We start from the raw sequence: 20,640 nt of genomic DNA, 5'->3' as shown, positions 1-20,640 counted from the left end.
TTTGACATCTGTAACTCCTCGTTATTCAGATTATATCTGTTAAACAAGGTGTACGGTTAATCGAGGGAGGATCATCTGTTTGAAAATTCCTATCAAAATCTATTAATGAGAATATGGCTTCTATTGATTATTTATGCATTACTAAAATGATGCTCTTTCTAATAAGGCATAAAATAATTTAAGAAAGCTTGAAAAATAAAATTGACTTATTAAAAGATAACTTCTAAGCTTTAATTGTGCAGTGCAACATGAAGGGGAATACCATGCAAAGAGAATCACAAAGAAACATAGAAGAAAATTTTAATTTAATGAGTCGTTCTGCAGAGGAACTAATGAAGCTTAATATAAAAACTTTACAAAGTTTTTCATTTATAAAGCCTGAAGATTTGTCAAAATTAAACAGCCCAACCGAACTTATGGAAAAAACCTTTGGTATTATCTATGAAAATGGACATAAGATGCTTAATTATTGTGAGGAAGCAACCGAAATTGTAGGTCAAACTGTTGCTAACGCTTCAAATCAAGTTAAAGAAAACTTTTCTCAAGCAAAAAATACTGCCGAATACGTTATGAAAGAAGCTAAAGCTAATATTAAAAAGGCTGTATTCTAATTTTAATAATAAGGGGTATGTCATGGAAATTGAAAATAACGATACTTCAAGACAATCAAAACGAGTCTTGGAAGAGACTAAAAAATTAGGAACTGATATTTATAATGATGGCACGGAAACAATTAATGAGTTGAAAGACAAGTTTCAGGAGCATTCTGACAAAGTTGTTCAGAATGTCAAAGAAAAACCCTTTACTTCTTTATTAATTGCAGCAGGGATTGGTTTTATCTTATCTCGGTTGTTAAAGCCTTAATAACTTACATCATTTAATGGATTCATTTTAAAAGTGCATTTTATGCACTTTGTTTTTTTATCTCACTTCAGGAAAACTTTCTTTTATAGTGGGATTTTGAACTTTACAAGACCATAGCCCATGGATTGCGTATCCCATTTTCATCTGAAATTCCTTTTTGAATAACAATAAGTCAATATCAGTATAAGGAGCTCGTGCAAACTGAGCCTTTCCTCCAGAAAACCCTAGATGTTCGTAAAAAGAACCTTTGCTGAATATTTTTAATTATTCTTTTTTAAAAGGAATAAATTTTGCATTGACTAATCACTATTTGAGGAAATTCCATAATGAAGTTAGCAAAAGAAGTCATTAATTTTCTTAAAAAAAATGAACTCAAATTAATTACCGCAGAGTCTTGTACGGCAGGAAAAATTCTCTCTCTCCTCGCCGAACAGGAAGGATGTGGTGATTGTGTAGAAGCTGGTTATGTCGTGTATTCCGAAGCAGCAAAAAAATCCATCTTAGGTGTTAGGCAAAATACAATTAATAAATATACCCTAACTAGTGAACAAGTTGCTTGTGAAATGCTTATAGGGGTACTGAAAAAAAGGAAAGGAACAATTGGTGTTGCTACTACTGGAATTACTGGCAAAAAATCCATGGATGGCATTCAGCCCGGAACTATCTGTCTTGCGTGGGGAATCATTAACAATAATAGAGTTAAAATACGGTCTCAGACTTTTTGGTTAAAAGGATCAAGGAAAGAATTAGAATTAAATGCGGCAAAAATTGCTTTAGAAGGATTAATGAATTTTTATGATGAAATACAGAAAAAATATTCTAATATTTAAAGAAAGTGGTTCAAATCGAGATTATTTGTAAAAATTTAAATAATTGGCTGCAATCCAACAGTATTAAGTCTATTGTTTAGTTGTATTTTAAAATTTAAGCGGAAGTTTTAATCGTTAATTGATCACCCTATCAAGTGAGTAAAAGGGGGAGTACAAATGGTAAGCTTTGAATATAAGGGTTTTTTAGGTTCTTATGAAATAAAAAAAATACAGTCTAATTTGTTTGCAGCAGATGGGGATATTCGAAAAAAAAACGACTCATTCGGTTATGCAAGAAAATTTTATACCGAAAATCTTAATGAGTTGGATGCTCAGAAAGACATTATCAGTTTAATGGAAGACTATATTAATTATGAACTTCAGCAAATAAAGGAATAGGATAAAAGTATATGCTACCTAAGCTTTTAAAATTTTATAATAGTCAGAGAGGGTTGCTCTCTGACCTTAATTATTAAATAACTGGTCGTTGAGTGGATTCAGTAGGAGCTTCATGACAAACTTGCTTGCATTTCATACTCATACACGCACCAATACAACTTGAGATAGCACCAATAAAAAAGAGCATAAACATAATCCAAGAGCTTCCTGTGAGGGTATTTGGTGTAACTTTCACATTGGTTTGATTATTCTCCATTGCCATATTTGAACTGCTTGAGTTTGCACTTGAAGTTATCGCAATAGGTTGAGGCGAAGACTGATCAACAGATATAGTAGGTGCTAAATTTTTAGTATAAGCAGAAGTATAATGTGATAAAGGCATTATCATAAGAGCACTTAATAAAAGGGCGATGCTCCATGTCAAAAAGCCATAAATTACTCCACCGTGACAATGACAGTGATGTGAGCGGCCTAAATAGCCAGCGACAAATCCTGCACTGCCCATAGAGATAATGACTCCAATTAAAAATCCAATTAAACCTCCTATAGCAATAGCAGTTGTGCCATTAGGAGATGCATTAAAGACACTTAGACCAATTGCTACTCCATAGAGCTGGAGTAAAAAGCCAAGCCCCACGCCAATAAATGCTCCTGAAAAAATGGCAGACCAAGAGATATGCGGTGAAAAATCACATTTTGAATGAGTTAAATCATTATTCATAATAAAATCCTTTTTATAATTGAGAGACTGGCCAAATTAGGGTACTAATAGGAAAGCCTAATAGCCATCCAATAATATAACCTATAATAATCTCCTTATATATCCCAATAAGGTATAGAATATTCCAAAAACTTTCCTGAGCTAAAAGCAGGCAGGCTGTGGGAGATTTTTGATAATCTATATGACGGGTAGTAAATTAAAATTATATGAACCCAACATTTTGGTTAATTAAGGATTGTTTCTTTAAGCCCAATTTATTCCCATGAAGGTACTGTTCAAGAATGGTTTAAACAACTGTCTGCAGTGGTCTAACAGGGACATTACGAGGCAACGGTAATCAGGCTTTTGAGAGTACCTGGTCATAGATTAAGTGAGTAGATAAATGATTAAAATAGGTAAATACAATAAATTAAGAGTAATAAAAGAGGTACCGTTTGGACTCTATTTAAATGGAGAAAATTTTGGTGAAATTCTATTACCCAACAAATTTGTGCCAAAAGGCGTAACGATTAATGACCAAGTAGATGTTTTTATTTACTTTGATTCGGAAGATAAAATTATCGCTACCACAAAGACCCCTTTTGCGCAGTTAGGTGACTACGCTTTTTTAAAAGTTATTGATGTCAATTCTGTCGGTGCCTTTCTTGATTGGGGTTTGGATAAGGATTTATTAGTCCCTCGAGCGCTACAACAACGGCCTATGGAGAAGGATAAATCTTATCTCGTCTATGTGAAACAAGATAATCAAAATCGTATCATTGCTAGTTCTAAACTCGATGATTTTTTAGATAAGTCTCAGCCCCATTTTAAACAGGGAGAAGAGGTGAATCTTTTGATAGCAGAGTCTACTCTATTAGGGACGAAAGTTATTATTAATAACAGTCACTGGGGTTTAATTCACGCTGGTGATATTTTTCAACGCCTCAATTATGGCGCAAAAATTCAAGGTTACATTAAAACGATACGAGAAGATGGCAAAATAGATGTAGTCTTGAGAAAAATTGGTCAAGATCGAATTCATGAGCTAGCAACGCAAATACTTAAGGAGCTACAGGAGGCGGGTGGCTTTTTGCCCTTGCACGATAAGAGCCCCTCTCTGGATATAAAACGCATGTTCGGTGAAAGTAAAAAAGGTTTCAAAGCTGCGATTGGTCACCTTTATAAACATAACGAAATTGATATCGAAGAAAATGGCATTCGGTTACGTCGTAAAAAGAACAAGGCCGATAATTAATTGAGCTAGAGCATTTACTTAATTTTATGAACATTCACTTTGCGTCCTTTCAATTTCCCATGTTGTAGATATTGTTGAGCTTTTTCGACGTGGTTGTGATGAATTGCTACATAGGAGTGTAGGGCTGTGACATTAATTTTGCCAATAGTGTCTCCTGCTAATCCTGCATCTTTGGTCAATGCTCCTAGAATATCTCCCGGTCGAATTTTATCTTTTTTACCGGCAGCAAGGCATAGGGTAACCATTTCTGGTACTAATCGACTGTCATGATGGTTTTCAAGTTCATCACTATTTCCCCAGAGAATAGGGTGCAGAAAATTATCTTCAATAGCGCGAATTCTTTGTGCATCTGCAGGGATTGTAATACTTAAAGCAAGGCCTTTATTCCCAGCGCGTCCAGTTCGGCCTATACGATGAACATGAACATCGTGATCAAAGGCGAGATCAAAATTAATCACGGCAGGAAGTTCTTTAATATCAATGCCTCGAGCTGCAACGTCAGTTGCGACCAGGATTGAACAACTATGATTGGCAAATCGCAAGATAGCCAGATCGCGATCGATTTGCTCCATATCCCCATTTAAAGAGATAGCGCTAAAGCCTTCATGGATAAGTTCGCTTGTCACATCCGTTGTTTGTTGTTTGGTATTACAAAAGATTAAAGTTGAAACTGGTTTAAAGTGTAACAATAATGATTTCAATAAGGAAAATTTCTGATCGGGCTTGGTTACTTCATAAAAACGTTGTTCTATATCCATTTCCGTAGGAGGCGTTTCAATAAAGATTTCTTTGGGGTTAACCATGAACTGTTTTGATAGTTGTTTGATTTCTTCAGGATAGGTCGCAGAAAAAAGTAAGGTTTGACGTTGTTTGGGACAAGCAGAAATAATGCTGCTGATGTCATCAAAAAATCCCATATCCAGCATTCTATCTGCTTCATCTAAAACTAAAGCTCGAAGTTTGCTTAAGTCTAAAGAGGAATTATTTAAGTGCTTAAGAACTCTTCCCGGTGTTCCTACTATGATATGTGCCCCGTGTCTTAATGAGTTTAGCTGCGGTTTCATCGGTATGCCACCGGACAAATTAATAATTTTAACGTTAGGCATCAAGCAGGCTAATCGACGGATTGCTTGACTGACTTGCTCTGCGAGTTCACGAGTAGGGCAAAGAACCAAGCCTTGGACTCCAAAAAAGGAGATCTTTAAATTATTTAATAGAGATAAACCAAAAGCAGCCGTCTTTCCACTCCCTGTTTTTGCCTGAGCAATGATATCCTCATTTTTAAGGATTATGGGAAGACTTTGTTTTTGAATAGGAGTCATATTGTCATAATTTAAAGAAGCGAGACTTTCTATTAATTCTTGACGCAAGGGTAACTGGGAGAAAGATAGTTCTTGATTGGTGAATTCGGATTGAATCATTGGAAGCACTTGTGTTTTATAAATTAAAGGTAGACTAACATTTTCAGTTCAATTTTGAAACAGTTTGTTTTTGGACTGGGTTAATTATGTTTTTTTCCTATTCAGTATTTTTAAACATGGAACTAAAATTGAAAGTTAAGTGTTAATTAATCTAAATAATGTTAAAATTGCACCTCTATTCACACAATTAGACTTTAATTCAGTCTTTTTGTTTTATTTATACATTAGGAACATTGGATGCAGATTGGTACTGTTATACGTTTTAACAAAATAAAAGGTTATGGTTTTATTTCTCCAGAATCGCAGGGCAAAGAGATTTTTGTTCACTTTTCTGAGGTTCAAACTACCGGTTACAAAGAACTAAAAGAAGGGCAACGTGTTAATTACGTCCTTAAACAGGGTGAAAGAGGTGAATTTGCTACACAGGTAAATATTATTCTCTAAAATAGTGAAGTGAGGCAGGGGTTGATGTTAGATGTAAAAAATATAGGTATGCAGTTTGGACCAAAATCGTTATTCCAAAATGTGGATTTGATCTTATTGCCCACTCAACGTTATGGTGTAGTCGGTGCCAATGGGACCGGAAAGTCTACTTTTTTAAAAATTTTAGCCGGCGAAGAGCAAGCCTCTCAGGGCTCTGTGGAAAAAGCAAAAAATCATAAAATAGGTATTTTGAAGCAAGATCATTTTCGTTATGAAAAAGATCGCCTCGTTGATGTGGTTATTCGTGGAAATGCCGTTTTATGGGACGCCCTCTGTGAAAAAGAGAGCTTATATGCTAAAGAAACCTTTAGTGAGGAAGATGGCTACCGTTTAAGTGAATTAGAAGAAATAGTGATGAATCAAGGCGGTTATGAAGCAGAATCTACCGTAAAAAATTTATTGCTAGGTTTAGGTATTGCCGAAAAATTCCATTATGGTCCGCTGAGTGCTTTATCGGGTGGTTACAAACTACGAGTTTTATTGGCACAGGTTCTTTATCAAAAACCGGATATTATGTTGTTGGATGAACCAACCAACCATTTGGATATTATATCCATTGCATGGTTGGAAGAGTTTTTGAAAACATCGTTTAAAGGATTATTAATTTTTATTTCCCATGATAGAAGTTTTCTCAATAATACCTCCACCAATATACTTGATATTGATTATGATACCGTACTGGATTATCCAGGAAATTATGACAAGTTTTGTTTCGCGAAAGAAGAACGATTACGATTGAAACAAAGCGAGTTGAAAAACCAGGAAAAACGCATAGAAGCGTTACAAGGTTTTGTTGACCGGTTTGGGGCAAAAGCAAGTAAAGCAAGCCAAGCCGCTTCACGTCAAAAAATGATAGATCGTATTGAATTAGTTGAGATTAAAGACTCCAATATTTTCAAACCTTATTTTAATTTCCAGCACAAAAAATCTTCGGGTAAATTGGTTGTTAAAGTCGAGCAGCTACACAAAAAATTTGATGAACGCGTATTATTAAAAAATGTATCTTTTAACATACACCGTGGCGATAAATGTGCAGTTATTGGACCTAATGGAATTGGAAAATCAACATTACTGAAAATTTTATTAAGAGAACTCTATGCCGATCAGGGAGATTTTGAATGGAGTGATACTGTCAGTGTGGGTTATTTTGCACAAGATTATCGAACTCAGTTAATTCCAGAACAATCTGTATTGCAATGGATGGAAGATAATATTGCTGCACCTGGACAGGAAATTAGAAAAGTGCTTGGGCAAGTATTGTTTCGTGGATCAGATGTAGATAAAAAAATTGGGGTATTAAGTGGTGGGGAGTCTGCCCGGTTAATTATGGCCAAATTAATTTTAGAAAAACATAATGTTCTGATATTTGATGAGCCAACCAACCATTTGGATCTTGAGTCAATAGATGCTTTAATCGAAGCAATCCAACTGTTTCCAGGAACAGTATTATTTGTAAGTCATAATCGTTATTTTATTGATGATATTGCAACGCGTGTTATTGTATTAACTGAGCAACATGGTGTGCAGAATTTTCTCGGTAATTACCATGATTATTTAGAACAGTATGGACAAGATTACCTTGCTACGGCATAGAGTCGGTTGACTAGCTACCCTTAATTACTGAAGGGTAGGCTTCTAAGAGCGGTTGGACTACACACTGCTCCAAAGATCCTGTATTGATTATATTTAAAATTACTCTTAACTTAGGTATCTTTAGCCTTAAAAAGTATGAAGAGTATACTATGTTAAGCTTACAAGATTCTTCGCAATTACATTCGCATAGTCAAAGGAGGAATCTATGGGAGAGAAGGAGATTCGCGCGGCACTGGAGAGGCGTGCCAAATGGGTAGAGTAACTCAATAGCCAATGCGCTTAATTCAGTTTTAGCCAAAATCTTAGCGATAATCTGAGTTATGACCAAATTGTATCGTTAAAATATTGACTAATTAGAGAGGATCCTTTTGATTAGGGTTCCCGACTGAGGGGGAAGATAAGGATTTTCAAAAGTTATAAACGTTATTTTTTTCTTCTGGATAATGTAAGCACGGAGAGTTTAAAAATTTCTCTATGGATAAATGTGATAATGGGGAAGTGAAATTTCCACTTTTAGCATTCTCACTAGTATGTAAAGAAATTTCTCCTTTTTTATTAATTAATATTACTGCTGAGTTATCAATATACCAAACAGGATAATCTGAATCATCGATACAATCCTTTTTCGCAATTTTGATTTGATATAATGCCCCCAGTGAACTCTTATCAGCCGCTAGAGGAATTGAATCCATGGGTTGGATTGCTAGAGCACTCCTTCTGGGAGTATGCCTTGCATCACCATTTTCATCTACAACTAGCAGGAGTAATTCTCTATCCGTTATATAAGGTTGATAATTTGGGTCTGATTCAATTTTATTACATGCAGATATAAAATTTTTTAGCCAGGGGCATTGGAAAATATGAAATTTAGAACGCATTTTATCTTCCTTATAACAGATAATTTACAATATGGTTAATATTATAACAAATTATAAATTATGTGGATAGTTGGTCCGATTCTAAAGGTTGCCGTTTTTGCAGTTATCTAGTGCTATTTTTAACCTTTTAAATTAAACTTTGACCAACTAGATTGTTTTAGTTAAAATGAGACCAAATTGATCCTCTAGGATACGGTCTTTATGTTTAGATTTCCCCCAATTATAGCTGCATTCTGCATTGCTTTATCACCTCTTGCTTATGGCCAAGTATCCATTTTGCCTGACGTTAAAGTTATTATAAAGACCGATGTATCTGATGGAGCTTCAGAAATTTTTTGGAGACATGGTTTGGGCATGTTCATATGGAATTTTGGTATGTGTTTTCCTAATCTTACACAGTCGGGAGGTCTTGATTTACAAACAGAGTTAGAGACGTTTATTCATGGTGAAAATGACGGCCCACCTGGCCAATTGATAGCAGAAGATCACAATCAGAATTTAAAGGACTCTTCTATTTCTGAAGGCGAATTAAGCACCACAAATATTGATATTTTTCATGACTCTCAAAACGGAGAAACTTCATTTTGTATTCTGCAAGTAACTCTTGATAGAAATACCTCAAAATTATTATCAGCGAATTGGTTGGTCAATGATCCTTATCAACCAGATCCTTCTGTTAAACCCGCTCGCTGTACTTTCTCAATGGCTGATCAAGTCATCACTATTAATGTGACGAATAATTAGAGGATTTAACTCATGAAGAACCTTATTTTGAAATTTGCTTTGTTTGTAATGACTATGGTGTCAAGTACTTTAATCTATGCACAAGATGAAAAAGATCCCCTCATTGTTGTAAACAATTATTCGGATCATTCCTATGAGAAATATGCGCCTGCAGGCCTACTTCATTTCTCAGTTCACCATTTTGAAAAAGCGGAAAATAGTACTCTGTTTAGTTCTGCTGCAATATTAAAAGGCGATAGAATTGAAGGCAGCTTCTCTGGTAATAACTATCATGAGCGAGTTGAAATAAGAAGTATGTCTGGCTATTACATTTGTGCTGTTGGGCTTAAAAAATTCGACTCCCAAACCCCTGTGGAAATCAATTTGTTGCAAGGGACTAAACAGATGAGAACCCATGCAAAATGTCAATTTAGCCAAGATGGAAATGGTGTAACTATAAATATAATTAATTTTTAATGTTTTTTAAACGCACGGCGTGTAAAAAACCATTCTAAAAGAATAAATAGAGGTCCTAAAAGAAAGGTATGCTGCTTGAATTTAGGATGCAAAGCCACTCTTTTAAGCACAGTTCGGAGCAATTGTAAACGAAGAAGAGTCCATATAAATTTAAACATAAATCAACTCCAAAACAAAGGACAATAAAAGTATAGTATATATTTAAACCAAATGGGCTAATATATATTCTTAAAAATGGAGAACTTGTGTTAAAAGGAGTTGATGTTTTAGGCTTCACCGAAGCCACTAATTGGATATTTTGCATTCATATTGCACTTTATAGGCAATAATTGAGTATAATTATGAAATGTTTTAATTTTTGGTTCGGATAAATGGGAAAAGATTTAAATCAAACAGAAGCTGCGTTACTTATTCAAAAAACTTGGTGCGGGCACCAAACCAGGAAAAAATACCATTTTCAACAGCTTCCAAAGGCCGGGTTTTTTGTTAGTAAAACCTATATTGTTGGTAATGATCCGAAAATTGGAGACTTAGAACCTTATAAGACCTCAAAAGGTAAAATTGCGCTAGTGGCTACTTCAGGCATAAGAGCTCTTGATCTAATCTGTACCCTAGGCAATAAAGAAAGTACACCTAAATTGATTATTGTTGATTACAGTCGCTTTGTAGTTGAGTTTTGGAGAAAATTACGTGAGTTAGTAGTATCTTCTCACTTTTCAGATAACAGCGATTTTGAGCAAGCTTTTGTTAGTTTCTTAACTAAAAATAAAGACTTATATGAAACTCAAGATCGAATATTTGATGATAAGAGAAATCTAAATTATGAAAATCAAAATCCGGTTATTTACATGAAAGAACTGGTAGAACGTCACAGTTTAGAGTTTGTTGTATCAGTGATTAAGCATTCCACTATTATTGCGCAATCTTGGCAAGAGCAGAGTTTATTTTATGTTTTGAAAAACATTATCGACCTCAATAACATTGAGGAAGTTTATGCTTATCCTTCTAATATAGAAGCAGCTGGAAACTGTACTAGGTTAAGCATTAAGCTCTTGAATCCTAAACTAACTATTTCTACAAATCTCCCTAGCGCAACGTCTATTCCAGACCGCGTTTTTTTGGAAGAACGAATAGAAATTGATGCATCGGATTGGACCGATGATTGTGATGATTCCGAAGACTCTGATGATGAAGATGTCAATGTAGATTCTGAGCAAGAAAAAACGATTGATGAGGAGAGTCAGACTTTAGGACTCTAGCCTACAGCCTTTCGAACTTGCGTCCCTACGCAATTTCGAATTATAAAAGCACCGATAATATTTCTCATGAGTTTGTCTTTTAGTATCTTCATTTTTTAATTTCCCCTGTTTCATTATATAAATGGGTAAATACATATTGTTCAGGTGAAAAATCATAGTTAAGAATATCTGATTGTTGCACATTACTAGCTTGGCATCTAAAGTAGAAAAAACAGTTTTTTTTCCTCTTTAGTTCAGTAACTTTAAAGCATCCTTGAAAAATAAAAGGGGTTTCCCAAACAGCACCCAACACAAGAGTTTCAATATTAATTCCTATAAATTGTTTCTTATTTGACAGGATGCATTCAACCAAGCTCTAATAACATTATAAAAAATAATACAAATATAAAAGGCTTGAAACGGTAACAAGCAAAAGAGTGAGAAGACCCAGAAAATTGGACAAAGTACCATTTCTTTTATCACCCATTATCTTTGAATTATTAGCAATTAAAAGAATAGTAAAGAGTAAGGGGGGAGAAACAAGACAATTGGCAATCGCAGAAATAATCAGTGCCTTAATTGGATTAACTCCAATTAAATTAAGTAATAAGCTCAATAGAATTGAAAGGATAATAAAAAAGTAAAACATTTTAGCCGACTTAAGTGAATGATTTAATCCCTCTTTATGATCAAAGGCTGTGCAAAGAGTATAAGAAAGGCAGCCACATAACACGGGTATGGATAAAAAGCCCGTTCCAATAATCCCTAATGAAAAAAGAAGAAAAGATAACTCTCCTGCGATTGGTTCTAACGCTTTGGCAGCAGTCTCCACGGTTAAAATATCATGAATACCATTTTTATAAAGAATTGTTCCAGTGGTTAAGATAATAAAATACATCACCAGATTTGAAGCCAACATTCCTATACCCACGTCAATTTTCATGTCAAAAAATTTATTTTCAGTAACAGCTTTTCGTTTAAATCGTAGCTCTTCTGCTGACATGGTCGTTTGCCAAAAAAAGAGATAGGGGGAGATGGTGGTGCCTAATATTGCAACTAATAAACCAATAAATTCTTTATTAAAATGTATTTCAGGAACGAAAGTTGACTTCAAAATTTCAATGGTGTTTTGTTTTGCTAAAAACGGAACAACTAGATAGAGAAGTAAAGACAAACAGAGGTATTTTAGAAAAGACACAATTTGTTTATAACTTAGAAAAATAATGCTATGAACTATCACTAAACAAATAAATACTGAAACAGCCCAAATAGGAATAATTGGGAAAAGCAAATGGATGACTGCTGCCATACTTGCCAGATTTGCACTTATATTAAATACTAAAGTCGGTACCATAAGAGAAATTGTAAAAATCACTAGGCTTCTAGAATAGTGATTTTTAATATTAGCTATTAATCCTTTAGAGGTCACAAGTCCAATACGGGCACACATTTCTTGAACGGCAAACATTAATGGAAAAGTGATTAACGCAGTCCATAAAAAAGCTAAGCCAAAATGAGCGCCTGCTTGAGAGTAAGTTGCAATGCCAGAGGGATCATCATCGCTTGCACCTGTTATAAGGCCGGGTCCTAATTTTTTTAAGAAGGCGGAGATTTTTTTCATGAGTTTGACCCATTTTAAAAAGGAACAACTAAGCACTATTCATTTTTTTAGAAGTAAATCAGGTTTTTCGACAAATTCAAGCACTGTTTTGCAGAGTATTTTATACTATAGGTTATAAAGGAACTTATTTAAAGCGTTCAGGATCTTTAATTCTATGGGCCTCAGATAATTTATCTTCAATCATTTTTTTCAAAAGTTGCCGATGACAATGATTTTCGTCGGTACAAGCGGATGAACATAACAAGGTGATATTTTCTCCTGACTCTATCACTTTTGCGAGAAAAGCAATTAAATTTTGTGAGTTTTTATTGTTCATTTCTTTGAAATATTGAAGACAATATTTGTCCCATACGATGGGTATTCCCGTCACTTTTCCATAAGCTTTTGCATGTAATTCCCGACTAGGAGCCAGTTGTCTAAACCAAATGTCCCAGGTTTCATCTTTTTTAGGTAAACCTCGAGGACGATAGCGACACACAAGAATCCGCCAGCCATCTGTTGGTGAGTTTGGGTCACACCATCTTTTAGTATTAATAACCATACAAATCAACATTTATGAGGATAAAAGTCATGTACAGTATAGTCTATCGATTGAGTAGTTAAATTAAAGCTAGAATTGGTAAGGCTAATTAACGTTTCGATGTAGAAAAAATTACCTATTCTCATAGGATAAAAAATATACAAAAAGCATAAGCTCCTGGCTGCTGCATTAACAGCTAAGCCTCTGAAGGAAGCAAAGAGCGCTGTATTTGACCCTGAATAAAATTAATAGATGTGCCTAGCATAATGTCATTTTTGATGAAGCTTGGTCTTTTTTAATTCTAGTTATCAATACTTGGGAAACAAGTGCATGAATTAATCATGCACTTTTATTAAAAGATAGATTATCTACCAAAACGTGGCTTATTTTGGTCTTCATGGCTTTCACCATGACGATCCTGACCTTGGCGATCTTTGCCATGCTTATCTTGAGCTTGCTGATCTTTGCTATGGCCTTGTTGATCTTTGCCATGCTTGTTCTGGCCTTGTTGATTTTGGCCTTGGTGGTCTGGGCGTTTTTGATTGTCCATAATAATTCTCCTAAGTTGTTTTTAAATTCCCCTTTAAGGAATAGTCCACATTAGCTCTCTATGCAAACCTAAAAAAATAATTGATTCCCCAAGTTCCTAAATACTCTAGTAAAATAGAGCCAAAAAAAATTCCTCTAGCTATGATTTAACTACGCTCCCAAAAGCGTAAATTGCGACATAGAGCTAAAAATTCCGAGGTTTCTTTGGCATTCTTTATTAAGCATATTCCTTTATCAATTTTGATACCCAGGTTGCTAAACAAGCTGTCTAAATCCTGTGTGTATCCAATAAATTTGGCATGAACATAGGCATCTTTTATAAATTCTTCTGCTTTAAACAGATCCATTCCAATTAATGACTTCCAATCTGGAAGTAATATCGCCACAGCATCATAGAGAACAGAGGGCCCTCCACCTAGTTTTTCATTTGCCTGGATTTTAGAACCATCATTCAAGGTCACACAACCCACTCGAGGCGCAATAATCGCTATTGTTGCCCCTTCTTTTATAGCTGCTTTTTTAAAAGAGTCATAAATGGTGGCATCGGCCCCATCAGAGATTAGTATTCCTAATTTACGACCGCTAAATGTTTGATGAGAATTTTTTAATATGCTGAGTTTTGAAGAGGGCTTCAAGCTTTCAAGCACCGTTGTTTGGTTAGGCGATGATTTAGGCAACTTTTCTAGGCCTAAATTATTAGCTACAGTAGCGGCAAGTGCTTGATCAATATGAATTAAGTGAGAAACTACTCGGGCACGTATGGCTTCTTTTTCTACTTTGCTTAACTCAAAAGTCAGTGCGTCTGCGATATGATGTTGCTCAATAGGGGTTTGACTAATGTAGAATTGACGGGCTTGACTGTAGTGATCACTAAATTTTTCTGGACGCACTCGTAATTTTAAGCCTTCTTCTTGAGTTTCAAAAGATGAAAAACCCTTAGAGCTGTTTTCACGAGGTCCTTCATTCCAAGAGTTAGGCTGATAATTAACACGACCTTTAGGATTGTGAAAAGCCATATGACCATCTTGTTGGAAGTTTGCAAAAGGGCATTTGGGTGCATTAATAGGTAGATGGGTAAAATTTGGACTTCCTAGACGTTTCAATTGCGTATCGAGGTAAGAAAAATTTCGCCCTTGTAACAGAGGGTCGTTAGTAAAATCAATTCCCGGAATTATATTTTGTGTACAAAATGCTACCTGTTCTGTTTCTGCAAAAAAATTATCAACGCAGCGATTTAATACTAAGCGCCCTACAATTTTAATGGGAACTTCTTCTTCAGGAATTAGTTTGGTTGCATCGAGCACATCAAAAGGAAATTGGTTGCAAAACTCGTCATCAAATAGCTGTAAGCCTAGCTCCCATTCAGGGAAATCCCCATTCTGAATTGCATTCCATAGATCTCGTCGATGAAAATCAGGATCAGCACCGTTGATTTTCACTGCTTCGTCCCAGGTGACAGATTGTAAACCCTGCTTGGGTTTCCAATGGAATTTTACAAAGGTTGACTCTCCCTCTTCGTTAACTAGCCTGAAGGTATGGACACCAAAGCCTTCCATGAATCTAAAAGAACGAGGAATAGTTCTGTCTGACATAATCCACATAATCATATGCATACTTTCTGGAGTCAGCGAGACAAAATCCCAAAAATTATCATGAGCAGTTTGCGCTTGAGGAAAACCCCGATCAGGCTCATCTTTGGCAGCATGAATCAAATCCGGAAATTTAATTGCATCCTGGATAAAAAAAACGGGAATATTATTACCAACAATATCCCAATTTCCTTGCGTGGTATAAAGTTTCACCGCAAATCCACGAACATCACGAGCTAAATCCGGCGAACCTTTATTGCCAGCTACAGTAGAAAAGCGTACAAATGCCGGAGTTTTCTCCCCTTTCTTTTGAAAAGGGGCGGCCATAGTTAAGTCGCTTAATGTTTCATAGGCTTCAAAATAGCCATGTGCTCCAAACCCACGTGCATGGACAACCCGTTCCGGAATACGTTCATGATCAAAATGAAAAATTTTCTCGCGAAATAGAAAATCCTCAAGTAAAGCAGGACCCCGGGAACCTATTTTTAGTATATTAGCATCATCACTTATTAGAGTACCTTGTTGGGTGGTTAATGAGGGTAAGGTTTCGTTTGAGATGGAATGGGTATCACCACCTATTCCTTGCAAAACGGATTCATCATGAAGTTGAATTTTATGGTATTTGTTGCGGGTGAAGTTCTTCTTTCCCATTGATTTTTTATCGTCTTTATTTGACATTCAACATTCCTTGTTTATTAATCTAAATTTAGTGTAACTTAATTTTCCTTTTATCTAAATTATTTTCAAATTTTTTTATTTTGAAAAGCGTTAATTTACTTTAGTAAGATAATTGTGTTCCAGGACTTTTTTTTAAGCAAAATGATTTTCCTAAAATCAAGGTAAGGAAAAAATATTACAGATAGAAAGACTATACTTAAAAGGTTTTCAAATTTTATAAGGCTTTATTATTTAATGGTTCATTTCATATTTAGAATTCAGGAAACTATAGATGTCAGACGATTCAAATCAATCAAAACAAGCGAAGATAATTAAAGAACTAAATGTTAGTTTAACGTTTAATGTGACACAAGAAATCGCGAGGCGCGTTAAGTTTTTAAAAAATTATCTAAAAAAATCGAAAAAGAATACTTATATTTTAGGTTTAAGTGGTGGAATAGACTCGACAGTGACTGGTACTTTGGCGCAAATCGCCGTCAAGGAACTCTGCGATGAAGGATACTCCTGTCAATTTATTGGGATAAGGCTACCTTATGGGATACAAAAAGATGAAGCTGACGCAAAAATGGCAGTGGATTCCATTAAACCCGATGTTAACCTAACTTTTAATATTAAACCCATTTGTGATGCAAGCTTAGCAGCTCTAGAACTTGGAAAAACTCGCTTTGAGAATGAATTTCACAAAGATTTTATTCTAGGTAATATAAAGGCGCGTGAACGAATGATTATTCAGTATGCTCAGGCAGGAATTAGTAACGGCTTAGTTTTAGGTACTGATCATGCTTCCGAGGCCTTAATGGGATTTTTTACCAAATTTGGTGATGGTGCTTGTGATTTAGCTCCCTTAACGGGACTTAATAAAAGACGAATTAGAAAAATTGCTTCACAGCTTAAAATACCTGAACGATTAATTAATAAATGCCCAACAGCGGATTTAGAAAGTTTAGCCCCCCTACGTCCTGATGAAGATTCCTACGGACTAACCTATGATCAGATCGATGATTTTCTAGAAGGAAAAATCCTAGAAGAAGAGATATATCAATTAATTTTTAATGCTTACAACAGTACTTCCCACAAAAGGAGATTGCCTGCGATTCCACAAGAGAACGGCCCATTTAATTGACGATTTTAAATTCAATGGGTTTGAAAGAGAAATTATTCGATTGCCCAGCAGAACAAGCAGTTAAACCTACAATTAAATCCATATGGCTTTTGAAGATAATCGTATCTCCTTTTTTACTTAAAGGAGGTAATACTTTCAACATGCCTGTTGCTGGATTCAGTGATACATTCATAAATATATTAAAGGTCGTAGTTATTTGCTCTTGCTCGATCCCATACTTTTCTAAAGCTTGAGCTAAATGTTCATAACAACCGTCGGGTGGGTTTGGATTTTTATAAGTAATGCGGAATAAATTTTTGCAGCAGGGTGAATATAAAAAATCATGTTGTCCTACCTCATCGTGAATAATGGTGAGCATGGGATTACTTTTATTGGAAAACAAAATGTTATTGGTAGAAAGGAAAAGTTGACCGTTATAATCAATACTTTTCCCTGACGATAAAAACTCCTTCTTATTGGCTAATGAGAAACAAAACAAATCAGCAACTTGCTCCCCTAAAACATCCTTTACGATTAACAATTGGTTCTTTTTTAAAATAAATCCTTTGCCTGAACAGGGCGCTATAGTAAACCATTTGTGTTGAGTTTTTTTCATTTGCTTAAAAGGACAATAATAATCTTTATTAGTTTTCCGTCCACTATACTGAAGTGCTTCCGAAGCTTCGCCATAATCCATTAGCATTGGGTTTATCGAGCCAGAAAATTTACAATCTTTTTCTCTGATTTTGTCCCGCATACGGTCAAAAACGCCTTCCTCTCGCAGTTTTTCAAACTGCTCATGTAAATTAAACACAAGAGCAGGGCATACAAATTGTCTTGCCTTTCTGGAGCTCTGGGGATGCAAACCAACTATAAAAAAACCATAGCCACCTAAACTGAAGCTAAACATAGGATTGGTAATATCAGCGCTAATTGTTTCATCCCAATCATACATTTGGTTATCAAGATTATGTAGAGATTGAAGGCGAGTCCACATGTTATTCTCAAATTCTAATTCTGTTAATTCAGTGGGGGCTTTAAAAATAACAACGAGAGTCTGAAGTAAATTTTTTTCTAACTTCCAACCTTCGATGAATTGGTAAATTTTACTTAAAATTAGAACATCATCCTTCGCTGAAGTTAAATCTCGAGCAGTAATGAAGGTAATTTGCTTTCTTTTTGCAGCAGCTTTAGCCCCAATGCAAGGAAATTTCGGGTTTTCTATAAATTTTAAAAATGTCTTTTCTATTTTTAACATGAATGCATCAATTCCTTTTGATTAGTATTAGTAGAATAAAAATTCAAATTAGATTATAGAAGAAGTTCAGCGACCTTGTTTTATTGAAATCAGAACATCTAATAGGTTATCTTAAAAAATCACTCAAAATCTTAAATTAGCTATGTACTTATTCGTAATTTATATTGGAGGTTCGCATACTCAGTCTCTTATTGAACTTCATGATATACGCTTTGTAGTAGCCGATTGCCTTGAAGAAACTTACCCTAGTTTGCACGAAAGCTGGTGGGGAATTCCTTCAAGCTTGCATATAGACGCTTGGGGAAAAGTAACCTCTATTCCTGGTTATAAGATACATTTATCTAAATCACCTTCTCAGGGTGACAAGAAATTATACTTTGTAAACTTAGGCGGATATGATCCACTTCAATTTACTGAGCTACATAAAAATATTTTTATTGCAGCCCCAAATATAGCTGATGCCAAACGAACCGCACTCCAGCATGTCGCAGATTGGAGCATGGGGCATCGTGATTTTATTTATGATGTAGATAGCCTACTTGACTTGAATGAATTATTAGCCAGTGAAAAAACATTCATTCACTTAATACCCGATCCCAATAGCAAGTTATTTGAATTTACTTGTAAATATATTGCGATCAAGAACATCAAACCTGGTTAAATTTTCTTCAATTAAATCAATAGCAAAAAAAACGAAATTTTTTTTATTTTTAGGTTCAACTACACTTTATTAACCACGAACTATTATGGATTAGTTATGAAAGCTCTTTGTTGGCATGGAAAACATAACGTACAAATAGATGCGGTGCCTGAACCACGAATTATCAATAAGCAAGATGCAATTATCAGAATAACGGCGACTGCAATCTGTGGCTCTGATTTACATCTCTATAACGATATGATGCCTACCATGGAATCCGGTGATATTTTAGGGCATGAATTCATGGGAGAAGTAGTAGAGGTTGGCAAAGGTAATAAAAAGCTAAAAATTGGTGATAAGGTCGTAGTTCCTTTCACTATTTCTTGTGGAAAATGTTTTTTTTGTAAAAATAAATTATATTCCCTCTGTGATAGTTCTAACCCTAATGCTGAGCTTGCAAAAAAGCAATTGGGACAATCTCCTGCAGGCTTATTTGGGTATTCCCATTTATTAGGCGGTTATTCGGGCGGTCAAGCAGAATTTGTTCGTGTTCCTTACTCCGATGTAGGTCCCATAAAAGTCCCTAATGATATTGCTGATGAAAAGGTTTTATTTTTAAGTGATATTTTACCTACGGGCTATATGGCTGCAGAAAACTGTCAGATTAAATCTGGTGATACTGTAGCTATATGGGGTTGTGGTCCTGTAGGACAATTCGCCATAAAGAGCGCATGGATGTTAGGAGCTGCAAGGGTCATTGCCATTGATTGTATTCCTGAACGTTTAAAACTTGCAGAGAGCTATGGTCAAGCTGAATTAATTAATTTTGAGAACGAAGATGTTTATGAGGCACTTATGGTCATGACTCGTGGAAAAGGACCCGATGCTTGTATTGATGCAGTAGGATGTGAAGCCCATGTAGGCCCCTCTTATGATTCGGTAATTGATCGGGTAAAACAAGCTGCTTCTCTTACATCAGGTAGAGCTCATGTCATCAGGGAAGCTATTAAGTGTTGTGCTAAGGGAGGTACTGTATCTATTCCCGGTGTGTATGTCGGTAATTTAGATAATATACCAATTGGCGCTGCAATGAATAAAGGTTTGACTTTTAAAATGGGCCAAACTCATGTTCCTCGATATTTAGAGTTACTTTTAAAGAAAATTTTAGATGAAACCATCGATCCATCGAAAATTATTACTCATCGCATTAAATTAAAAAATGCTCCCGATGCTTATAAAACATTTAATGAGAAAAAAAACGGTTGTATCAAAGTAGTAATGACACCTTAACAAGGAGGTCCTATGGATATCTATGACTATTTAAAATTAGACCACGACCATGTAGCTCAATTATTTAAACAATTTGAACATTCGACATTGCTAGATCGTAAAAAGCAAATTGTAGCCTTAATTACCCAAGAACTTTTTGTTCACGCTCATTCTGAACAAGAAACTTTTTATCAGGCTTTAAAGAAATTTGATTTGACTAAAGAAGAGGCTTTGCACGGACAAAAAGAACATAAAGAAATCGAAGATCAAATAAACCTTATTGTAAATTCTAAGGAATTTGCGGCATCTTGGGTAAAAAAAGTGGAGAAATTAAAAGAAATTGTCGATCATCATGTAAAGGAGGAAGAGGGTACTATTTTTAAACATGCAAAAAAAGTTTTATCAAAAGAAGATGCTTATATTATTAAAGAAGAGATGCATTATTTAAAACAAAGTTTATTGCTCTCTTTAAAAAAAGCAGAGTCGACTTCGTCTAAAAAATCCAAGTCTAAAATAGATTCACATGCACATAAGGCGAAAAAAAAAATTAAATAGAGTATCTGGAGTTTTTGAA

General features: G+C 35.1%; 23 protein-coding genes. 14 read left to right on the top strand and 9 right to left on the bottom strand.

Annotation, left to right across the window (positions count from 1 at the left end):
* Positions 1-263 precede the first annotated feature (263 nt).
* The 4 genes from Ldro_RS01100 to Ldro_RS01085 all read left to right on the top strand — a co-directional run bounded on the left by Ldro_RS01100 (position 264) and on the right by Ldro_RS01085 (position 2,072).
* Positions 264-611 (top strand): hypothetical protein, encoded by a 348-nt coding sequence (locus Ldro_RS01100; RefSeq protein WP_058494569.1) that lies wholly within the window; start codon positions 264-266, stop codon positions 609-611.
* A 22-nt stretch (positions 612-633) separates the two neighbouring features.
* On the top strand, positions 634-864 hold the full coding sequence (locus Ldro_RS01095; protein WP_058494568.1) for a hypothetical protein: 231 nt from the start codon (positions 634-636) through the stop codon (positions 862-864).
* A gap of 326 nt (positions 865-1,190) precedes the next feature.
* On the top strand, positions 1,191-1,694 hold the full coding sequence (locus tag Ldro_RS01090) for a CinA family protein (protein WP_058494567.1): 504 nt from the start codon (positions 1,191-1,193) through the stop codon (positions 1,692-1,694).
* Positions 1,695-1,850: 156 nt separating this feature from the next.
* Positions 1,851-2,072 (top strand): hypothetical protein, encoded by a 222-nt coding sequence (locus Ldro_RS01085; RefSeq protein ID WP_058494566.1) that lies wholly within the window; start codon positions 1,851-1,853, stop codon positions 2,070-2,072.
* Positions 2,073-2,145: 73 nt separating this feature from the next.
* On the opposite strand, the gene Ldro_RS01080 is transcribed toward Ldro_RS01085, so the two are convergent.
* Positions 2,146-2,793 carry a hypothetical protein gene (locus Ldro_RS01080; protein ID WP_058494565.1) on the bottom strand — a complete coding sequence of 216 codons (648 nt, stop codon included), beginning with the start codon at positions 2,791-2,793 and terminating at the stop codon, positions 2,146-2,148.
* Between the two features lie 382 nt (positions 2,794-3,175).
* Between Ldro_RS01080 and Ldro_RS01075 the strand changes: the two genes are divergently transcribed.
* Complete coding sequence (locus Ldro_RS01075) at positions 3,176-4,027, top strand: CvfB family protein (RefSeq protein WP_058494564.1); 852 nt, start codon at positions 3,176-3,178, stop codon at positions 4,025-4,027.
* A gap of 14 nt (positions 4,028-4,041) precedes the next feature.
* On the opposite strand, the gene dbpA is transcribed toward Ldro_RS01075, so the two are convergent.
* Positions 4,042-5,448 carry an ATP-dependent RNA helicase DbpA gene (gene dbpA, locus Ldro_RS01070; RefSeq protein ID WP_058494563.1) on the bottom strand — a complete coding sequence of 469 codons (1,407 nt, stop codon included), beginning with the start codon at positions 5,446-5,448 and terminating at the stop codon, positions 4,042-4,044.
* A 237-nt stretch (positions 5,449-5,685) separates the two neighbouring features.
* On the opposite strand from dbpA, the gene Ldro_RS01065 reads away from it, so the two are divergent.
* Positions 5,686-5,892 (top strand): cold-shock protein, encoded by a 207-nt coding sequence (locus tag Ldro_RS01065; protein ID WP_058494562.1) that lies wholly within the window; start codon positions 5,686-5,688, stop codon positions 5,890-5,892.
* A 24-nt stretch (positions 5,893-5,916) separates the two neighbouring features.
* A complete protein-coding gene (locus Ldro_RS01060) occupies positions 5,917-7,524 on the top strand; it encodes an ABC-F family ATP-binding cassette domain-containing protein (RefSeq protein ID WP_058494561.1) in 1,608 nt (535 codons plus the stop codon).
* Positions 7,525-7,931: 407 nt separating this feature from the next.
* Here Ldro_RS01060 and Ldro_RS01055 read toward each other — a convergent pair whose 3' ends face one another.
* Positions 7,932-8,402, bottom strand: coding sequence for a hypothetical protein (locus tag Ldro_RS01055; RefSeq protein WP_058494560.1), 471 nt, complete (start codon positions 8,400-8,402; stop codon positions 7,932-7,934).
* Between the two features lie 201 nt (positions 8,403-8,603).
* Between Ldro_RS01055 and Ldro_RS01050 the strand changes: the two genes are divergently transcribed.
* Both Ldro_RS01050 and Ldro_RS01045 read left to right on the top strand, forming a co-directional pair.
* Complete coding sequence (locus Ldro_RS01050; RefSeq protein WP_058494559.1) at positions 8,604-9,146, top strand: hypothetical protein; 543 nt, start codon at positions 8,604-8,606, stop codon at positions 9,144-9,146.
* A 12-nt stretch (positions 9,147-9,158) separates the two neighbouring features.
* Positions 9,159-9,602, top strand: coding sequence for a hypothetical protein (locus tag Ldro_RS01045; RefSeq protein WP_058494558.1), 444 nt, complete (start codon positions 9,159-9,161; stop codon positions 9,600-9,602).
* Here Ldro_RS01045 and Ldro_RS16195 read toward each other — a convergent pair.
* Entirely contained in the window at positions 9,599-9,760 is a 162-nt protein-coding gene (locus tag Ldro_RS16195; protein WP_157066445.1) for a hypothetical protein, read from the bottom strand. The genes Ldro_RS01045 and Ldro_RS16195 overlap by 4 nt on opposite strands.
* 213 nt (positions 9,761-9,973) lie before the next feature.
* On the opposite strand from Ldro_RS16195, the gene Ldro_RS01040 reads away from it, so the two are divergent.
* A complete protein-coding gene (locus Ldro_RS01040) occupies positions 9,974-10,861 on the top strand; it encodes an IQ calmodulin-binding motif-containing protein (protein WP_058494557.1) in 888 nt (295 codons plus the stop codon).
* A 364-nt stretch (positions 10,862-11,225) separates the two neighbouring features.
* Here the strand turns inward: Ldro_RS01040 and Ldro_RS01030 are convergent, their stop codons facing one another.
* From Ldro_RS01030 to Ldro_RS01015, 4 genes are all read right to left on the bottom strand, one after another.
* Positions 11,226-12,461 carry an NRAMP family divalent metal transporter gene (locus Ldro_RS01030; protein WP_058494555.1) on the bottom strand — a complete coding sequence of 412 codons (1,236 nt, stop codon included), beginning with the start codon at positions 12,459-12,461 and terminating at the stop codon, positions 11,226-11,228.
* 124 nt (positions 12,462-12,585) lie between these two features.
* On the bottom strand, positions 12,586-13,002 hold the full coding sequence (locus tag Ldro_RS01025; protein WP_058494554.1) for a DUF488 domain-containing protein: 417 nt from the start codon (positions 13,000-13,002) through the stop codon (positions 12,586-12,588).
* 343 nt (positions 13,003-13,345) lie between these two features.
* Positions 13,346-13,531 carry a hypothetical protein gene (locus tag Ldro_RS01020; protein WP_058494553.1) on the bottom strand — a complete coding sequence of 62 codons (186 nt, stop codon included), beginning with the start codon at positions 13,529-13,531 and terminating at the stop codon, positions 13,346-13,348.
* 145 nt (positions 13,532-13,676) lie between these two features.
* Entirely contained in the window at positions 13,677-15,797 is a 2,121-nt protein-coding gene (locus Ldro_RS01015) for a catalase (RefSeq protein WP_058494552.1), read from the bottom strand.
* A 271-nt stretch (positions 15,798-16,068) separates the two neighbouring features.
* Here Ldro_RS01015 and nadE point away from each other — a divergent pair, with 271 nt between their 5' ends.
* Positions 16,069-16,920 carry an ammonia-dependent NAD(+) synthetase gene (gene nadE, locus Ldro_RS01010; protein ID WP_058494551.1) on the top strand — a complete coding sequence of 284 codons (852 nt, stop codon included), beginning with the start codon at positions 16,069-16,071 and terminating at the stop codon, positions 16,918-16,920.
* Here the strand turns inward: nadE and gntA are convergent.
* Positions 16,913-18,157 (bottom strand): guanitoxin biosynthesis heme-dependent pre-guanitoxin N-hydroxylase GntA, encoded by a 1,245-nt coding sequence (gene gntA / locus Ldro_RS15960; RefSeq protein WP_083497867.1) that lies wholly within the window; start codon positions 18,155-18,157, stop codon positions 16,913-16,915. The two genes, nadE and gntA, sit on opposite strands and share 8 nt — an antisense overlap.
* A 142-nt stretch (positions 18,158-18,299) precedes the next feature.
* Here gntA and Ldro_RS01000 point away from each other — a divergent pair, with 142 nt between their 5' ends.
* The 3 genes from Ldro_RS01000 (at position 18,300) to Ldro_RS00990 (ending at position 20,621) form a co-directional block, all read left to right on the top strand.
* The gene (locus Ldro_RS01000; protein WP_058494550.1) at positions 18,300-18,818 is read left to right on the top strand and encodes a DUF1543 domain-containing protein; all 519 of its coding nucleotides are present in this window, start codon (positions 18,300-18,302) and stop codon (positions 18,816-18,818) included.
* Positions 18,819-18,914: 96 nt separating this feature from the next.
* Positions 18,915-20,087 (top strand): zinc-dependent alcohol dehydrogenase, encoded by a 1,173-nt coding sequence (locus Ldro_RS00995; protein ID WP_058494549.1) that lies wholly within the window; start codon positions 18,915-18,917, stop codon positions 20,085-20,087.
* A gap of 12 nt (positions 20,088-20,099) precedes the next feature.
* Entirely contained in the window at positions 20,100-20,621 is a 522-nt protein-coding gene (locus tag Ldro_RS00990; protein WP_058494548.1) for a hemerythrin domain-containing protein, read from the top strand.
* Positions 20,622-20,640 lie beyond the last annotated feature (19 nt).

This window comes from Legionella drozanskii LLAP-1, assembly GCF_001467585.1.
Lineage (GTDB): Bacteria > Pseudomonadota > Gammaproteobacteria > Legionellales > Legionellaceae > Tatlockia > Tatlockia drozanskii.
Note: the sequence above shows the minus strand (reverse complement) of the source record. Positions and strands in the feature narration are given on the sequence as shown.

Coding starts and splice junctions, on each gene's coding strand:
- Ldro_RS01100 (WP_058494569.1), top strand. CDS start 264: ATGCAAAGAGAATCACAAAGAAACATAGAAGAAAATTTTAATTTAATG.
- Ldro_RS01045 (WP_058494558.1), top strand. CDS start 9,159: ATGAAGAACCTTATTTTGAAATTTGCTTTGTTTGTAATGACTATGGTG.
- Ldro_RS01015 (WP_058494552.1), bottom strand. CDS start 15,797: ATGTCAAATAAAGACGATAAAAAATCAATGGGAAAGAAGAACTTCACC.
- Ldro_RS01040 (WP_058494557.1), top strand. CDS start 9,974: ATGGGAAAAGATTTAAATCAAACAGAAGCTGCGTTACTTATTCAAAAA.
- Ldro_RS01000 (WP_058494550.1), top strand. CDS start 18,300: ATGTACTTATTCGTAATTTATATTGGAGGTTCGCATACTCAGTCTCTT.
- Ldro_RS01075 (WP_058494564.1), top strand. CDS start 3,176: ATGATTAAAATAGGTAAATACAATAAATTAAGAGTAATAAAAGAGGTA.
- Ldro_RS01085 (WP_058494566.1), top strand. CDS start 1,851: ATGGTAAGCTTTGAATATAAGGGTTTTTTAGGTTCTTATGAAATAAAA.
- Ldro_RS00990 (WP_058494548.1), top strand. CDS start 20,100: ATGGATATCTATGACTATTTAAAATTAGACCACGACCATGTAGCTCAA.
- nadE (WP_058494551.1), top strand. CDS start 16,069: ATGTCAGACGATTCAAATCAATCAAAACAAGCGAAGATAATTAAAGAA.
- Ldro_RS01095 (WP_058494568.1), top strand. CDS start 634: ATGGAAATTGAAAATAACGATACTTCAAGACAATCAAAACGAGTCTTG.
- Ldro_RS16195 (WP_157066445.1), bottom strand. CDS start 9,760: ATGTTTAAATTTATATGGACTCTTCTTCGTTTACAATTGCTCCGAACT.
- dbpA (WP_058494563.1), bottom strand. CDS start 5,448: ATGATTCAATCCGAATTCACCAATCAAGAACTATCTTTCTCCCAGTTA.
- Ldro_RS01065 (WP_058494562.1), top strand. CDS start 5,686: ATGCAGATTGGTACTGTTATACGTTTTAACAAAATAAAAGGTTATGGT.
- Ldro_RS01025 (WP_058494554.1), bottom strand. CDS start 13,002: ATGGTTATTAATACTAAAAGATGGTGTGACCCAAACTCACCAACAGAT.
- Ldro_RS01030 (WP_058494555.1), bottom strand. CDS start 12,461: ATGAAAAAAATCTCCGCCTTCTTAAAAAAATTAGGACCCGGCCTTATA.
- Ldro_RS01060 (WP_058494561.1), top strand. CDS start 5,917: ATGTTAGATGTAAAAAATATAGGTATGCAGTTTGGACCAAAATCGTTA.
- Ldro_RS01080 (WP_058494565.1), bottom strand. CDS start 2,793: ATGAATAATGATTTAACTCATTCAAAATGTGATTTTTCACCGCATATC.
- Ldro_RS01090 (WP_058494567.1), top strand. CDS start 1,191: ATGAAGTTAGCAAAAGAAGTCATTAATTTTCTTAAAAAAAATGAACTC.
- Ldro_RS01020 (WP_058494553.1), bottom strand. CDS start 13,531: ATGGACAATCAAAAACGCCCAGACCACCAAGGCCAAAATCAACAAGGC.
- Ldro_RS00995 (WP_058494549.1), top strand. CDS start 18,915: ATGAAAGCTCTTTGTTGGCATGGAAAACATAACGTACAAATAGATGCG.
- Ldro_RS01050 (WP_058494559.1), top strand. CDS start 8,604: ATGTTTAGATTTCCCCCAATTATAGCTGCATTCTGCATTGCTTTATCA.
- gntA (WP_083497867.1), bottom strand. CDS start 18,157: ATGTTAAAAATAGAAAAGACATTTTTAAAATTTATAGAAAACCCGAAA.
- Ldro_RS01055 (WP_058494560.1), bottom strand. CDS start 8,402: ATGCGTTCTAAATTTCATATTTTCCAATGCCCCTGGCTAAAAAATTTT.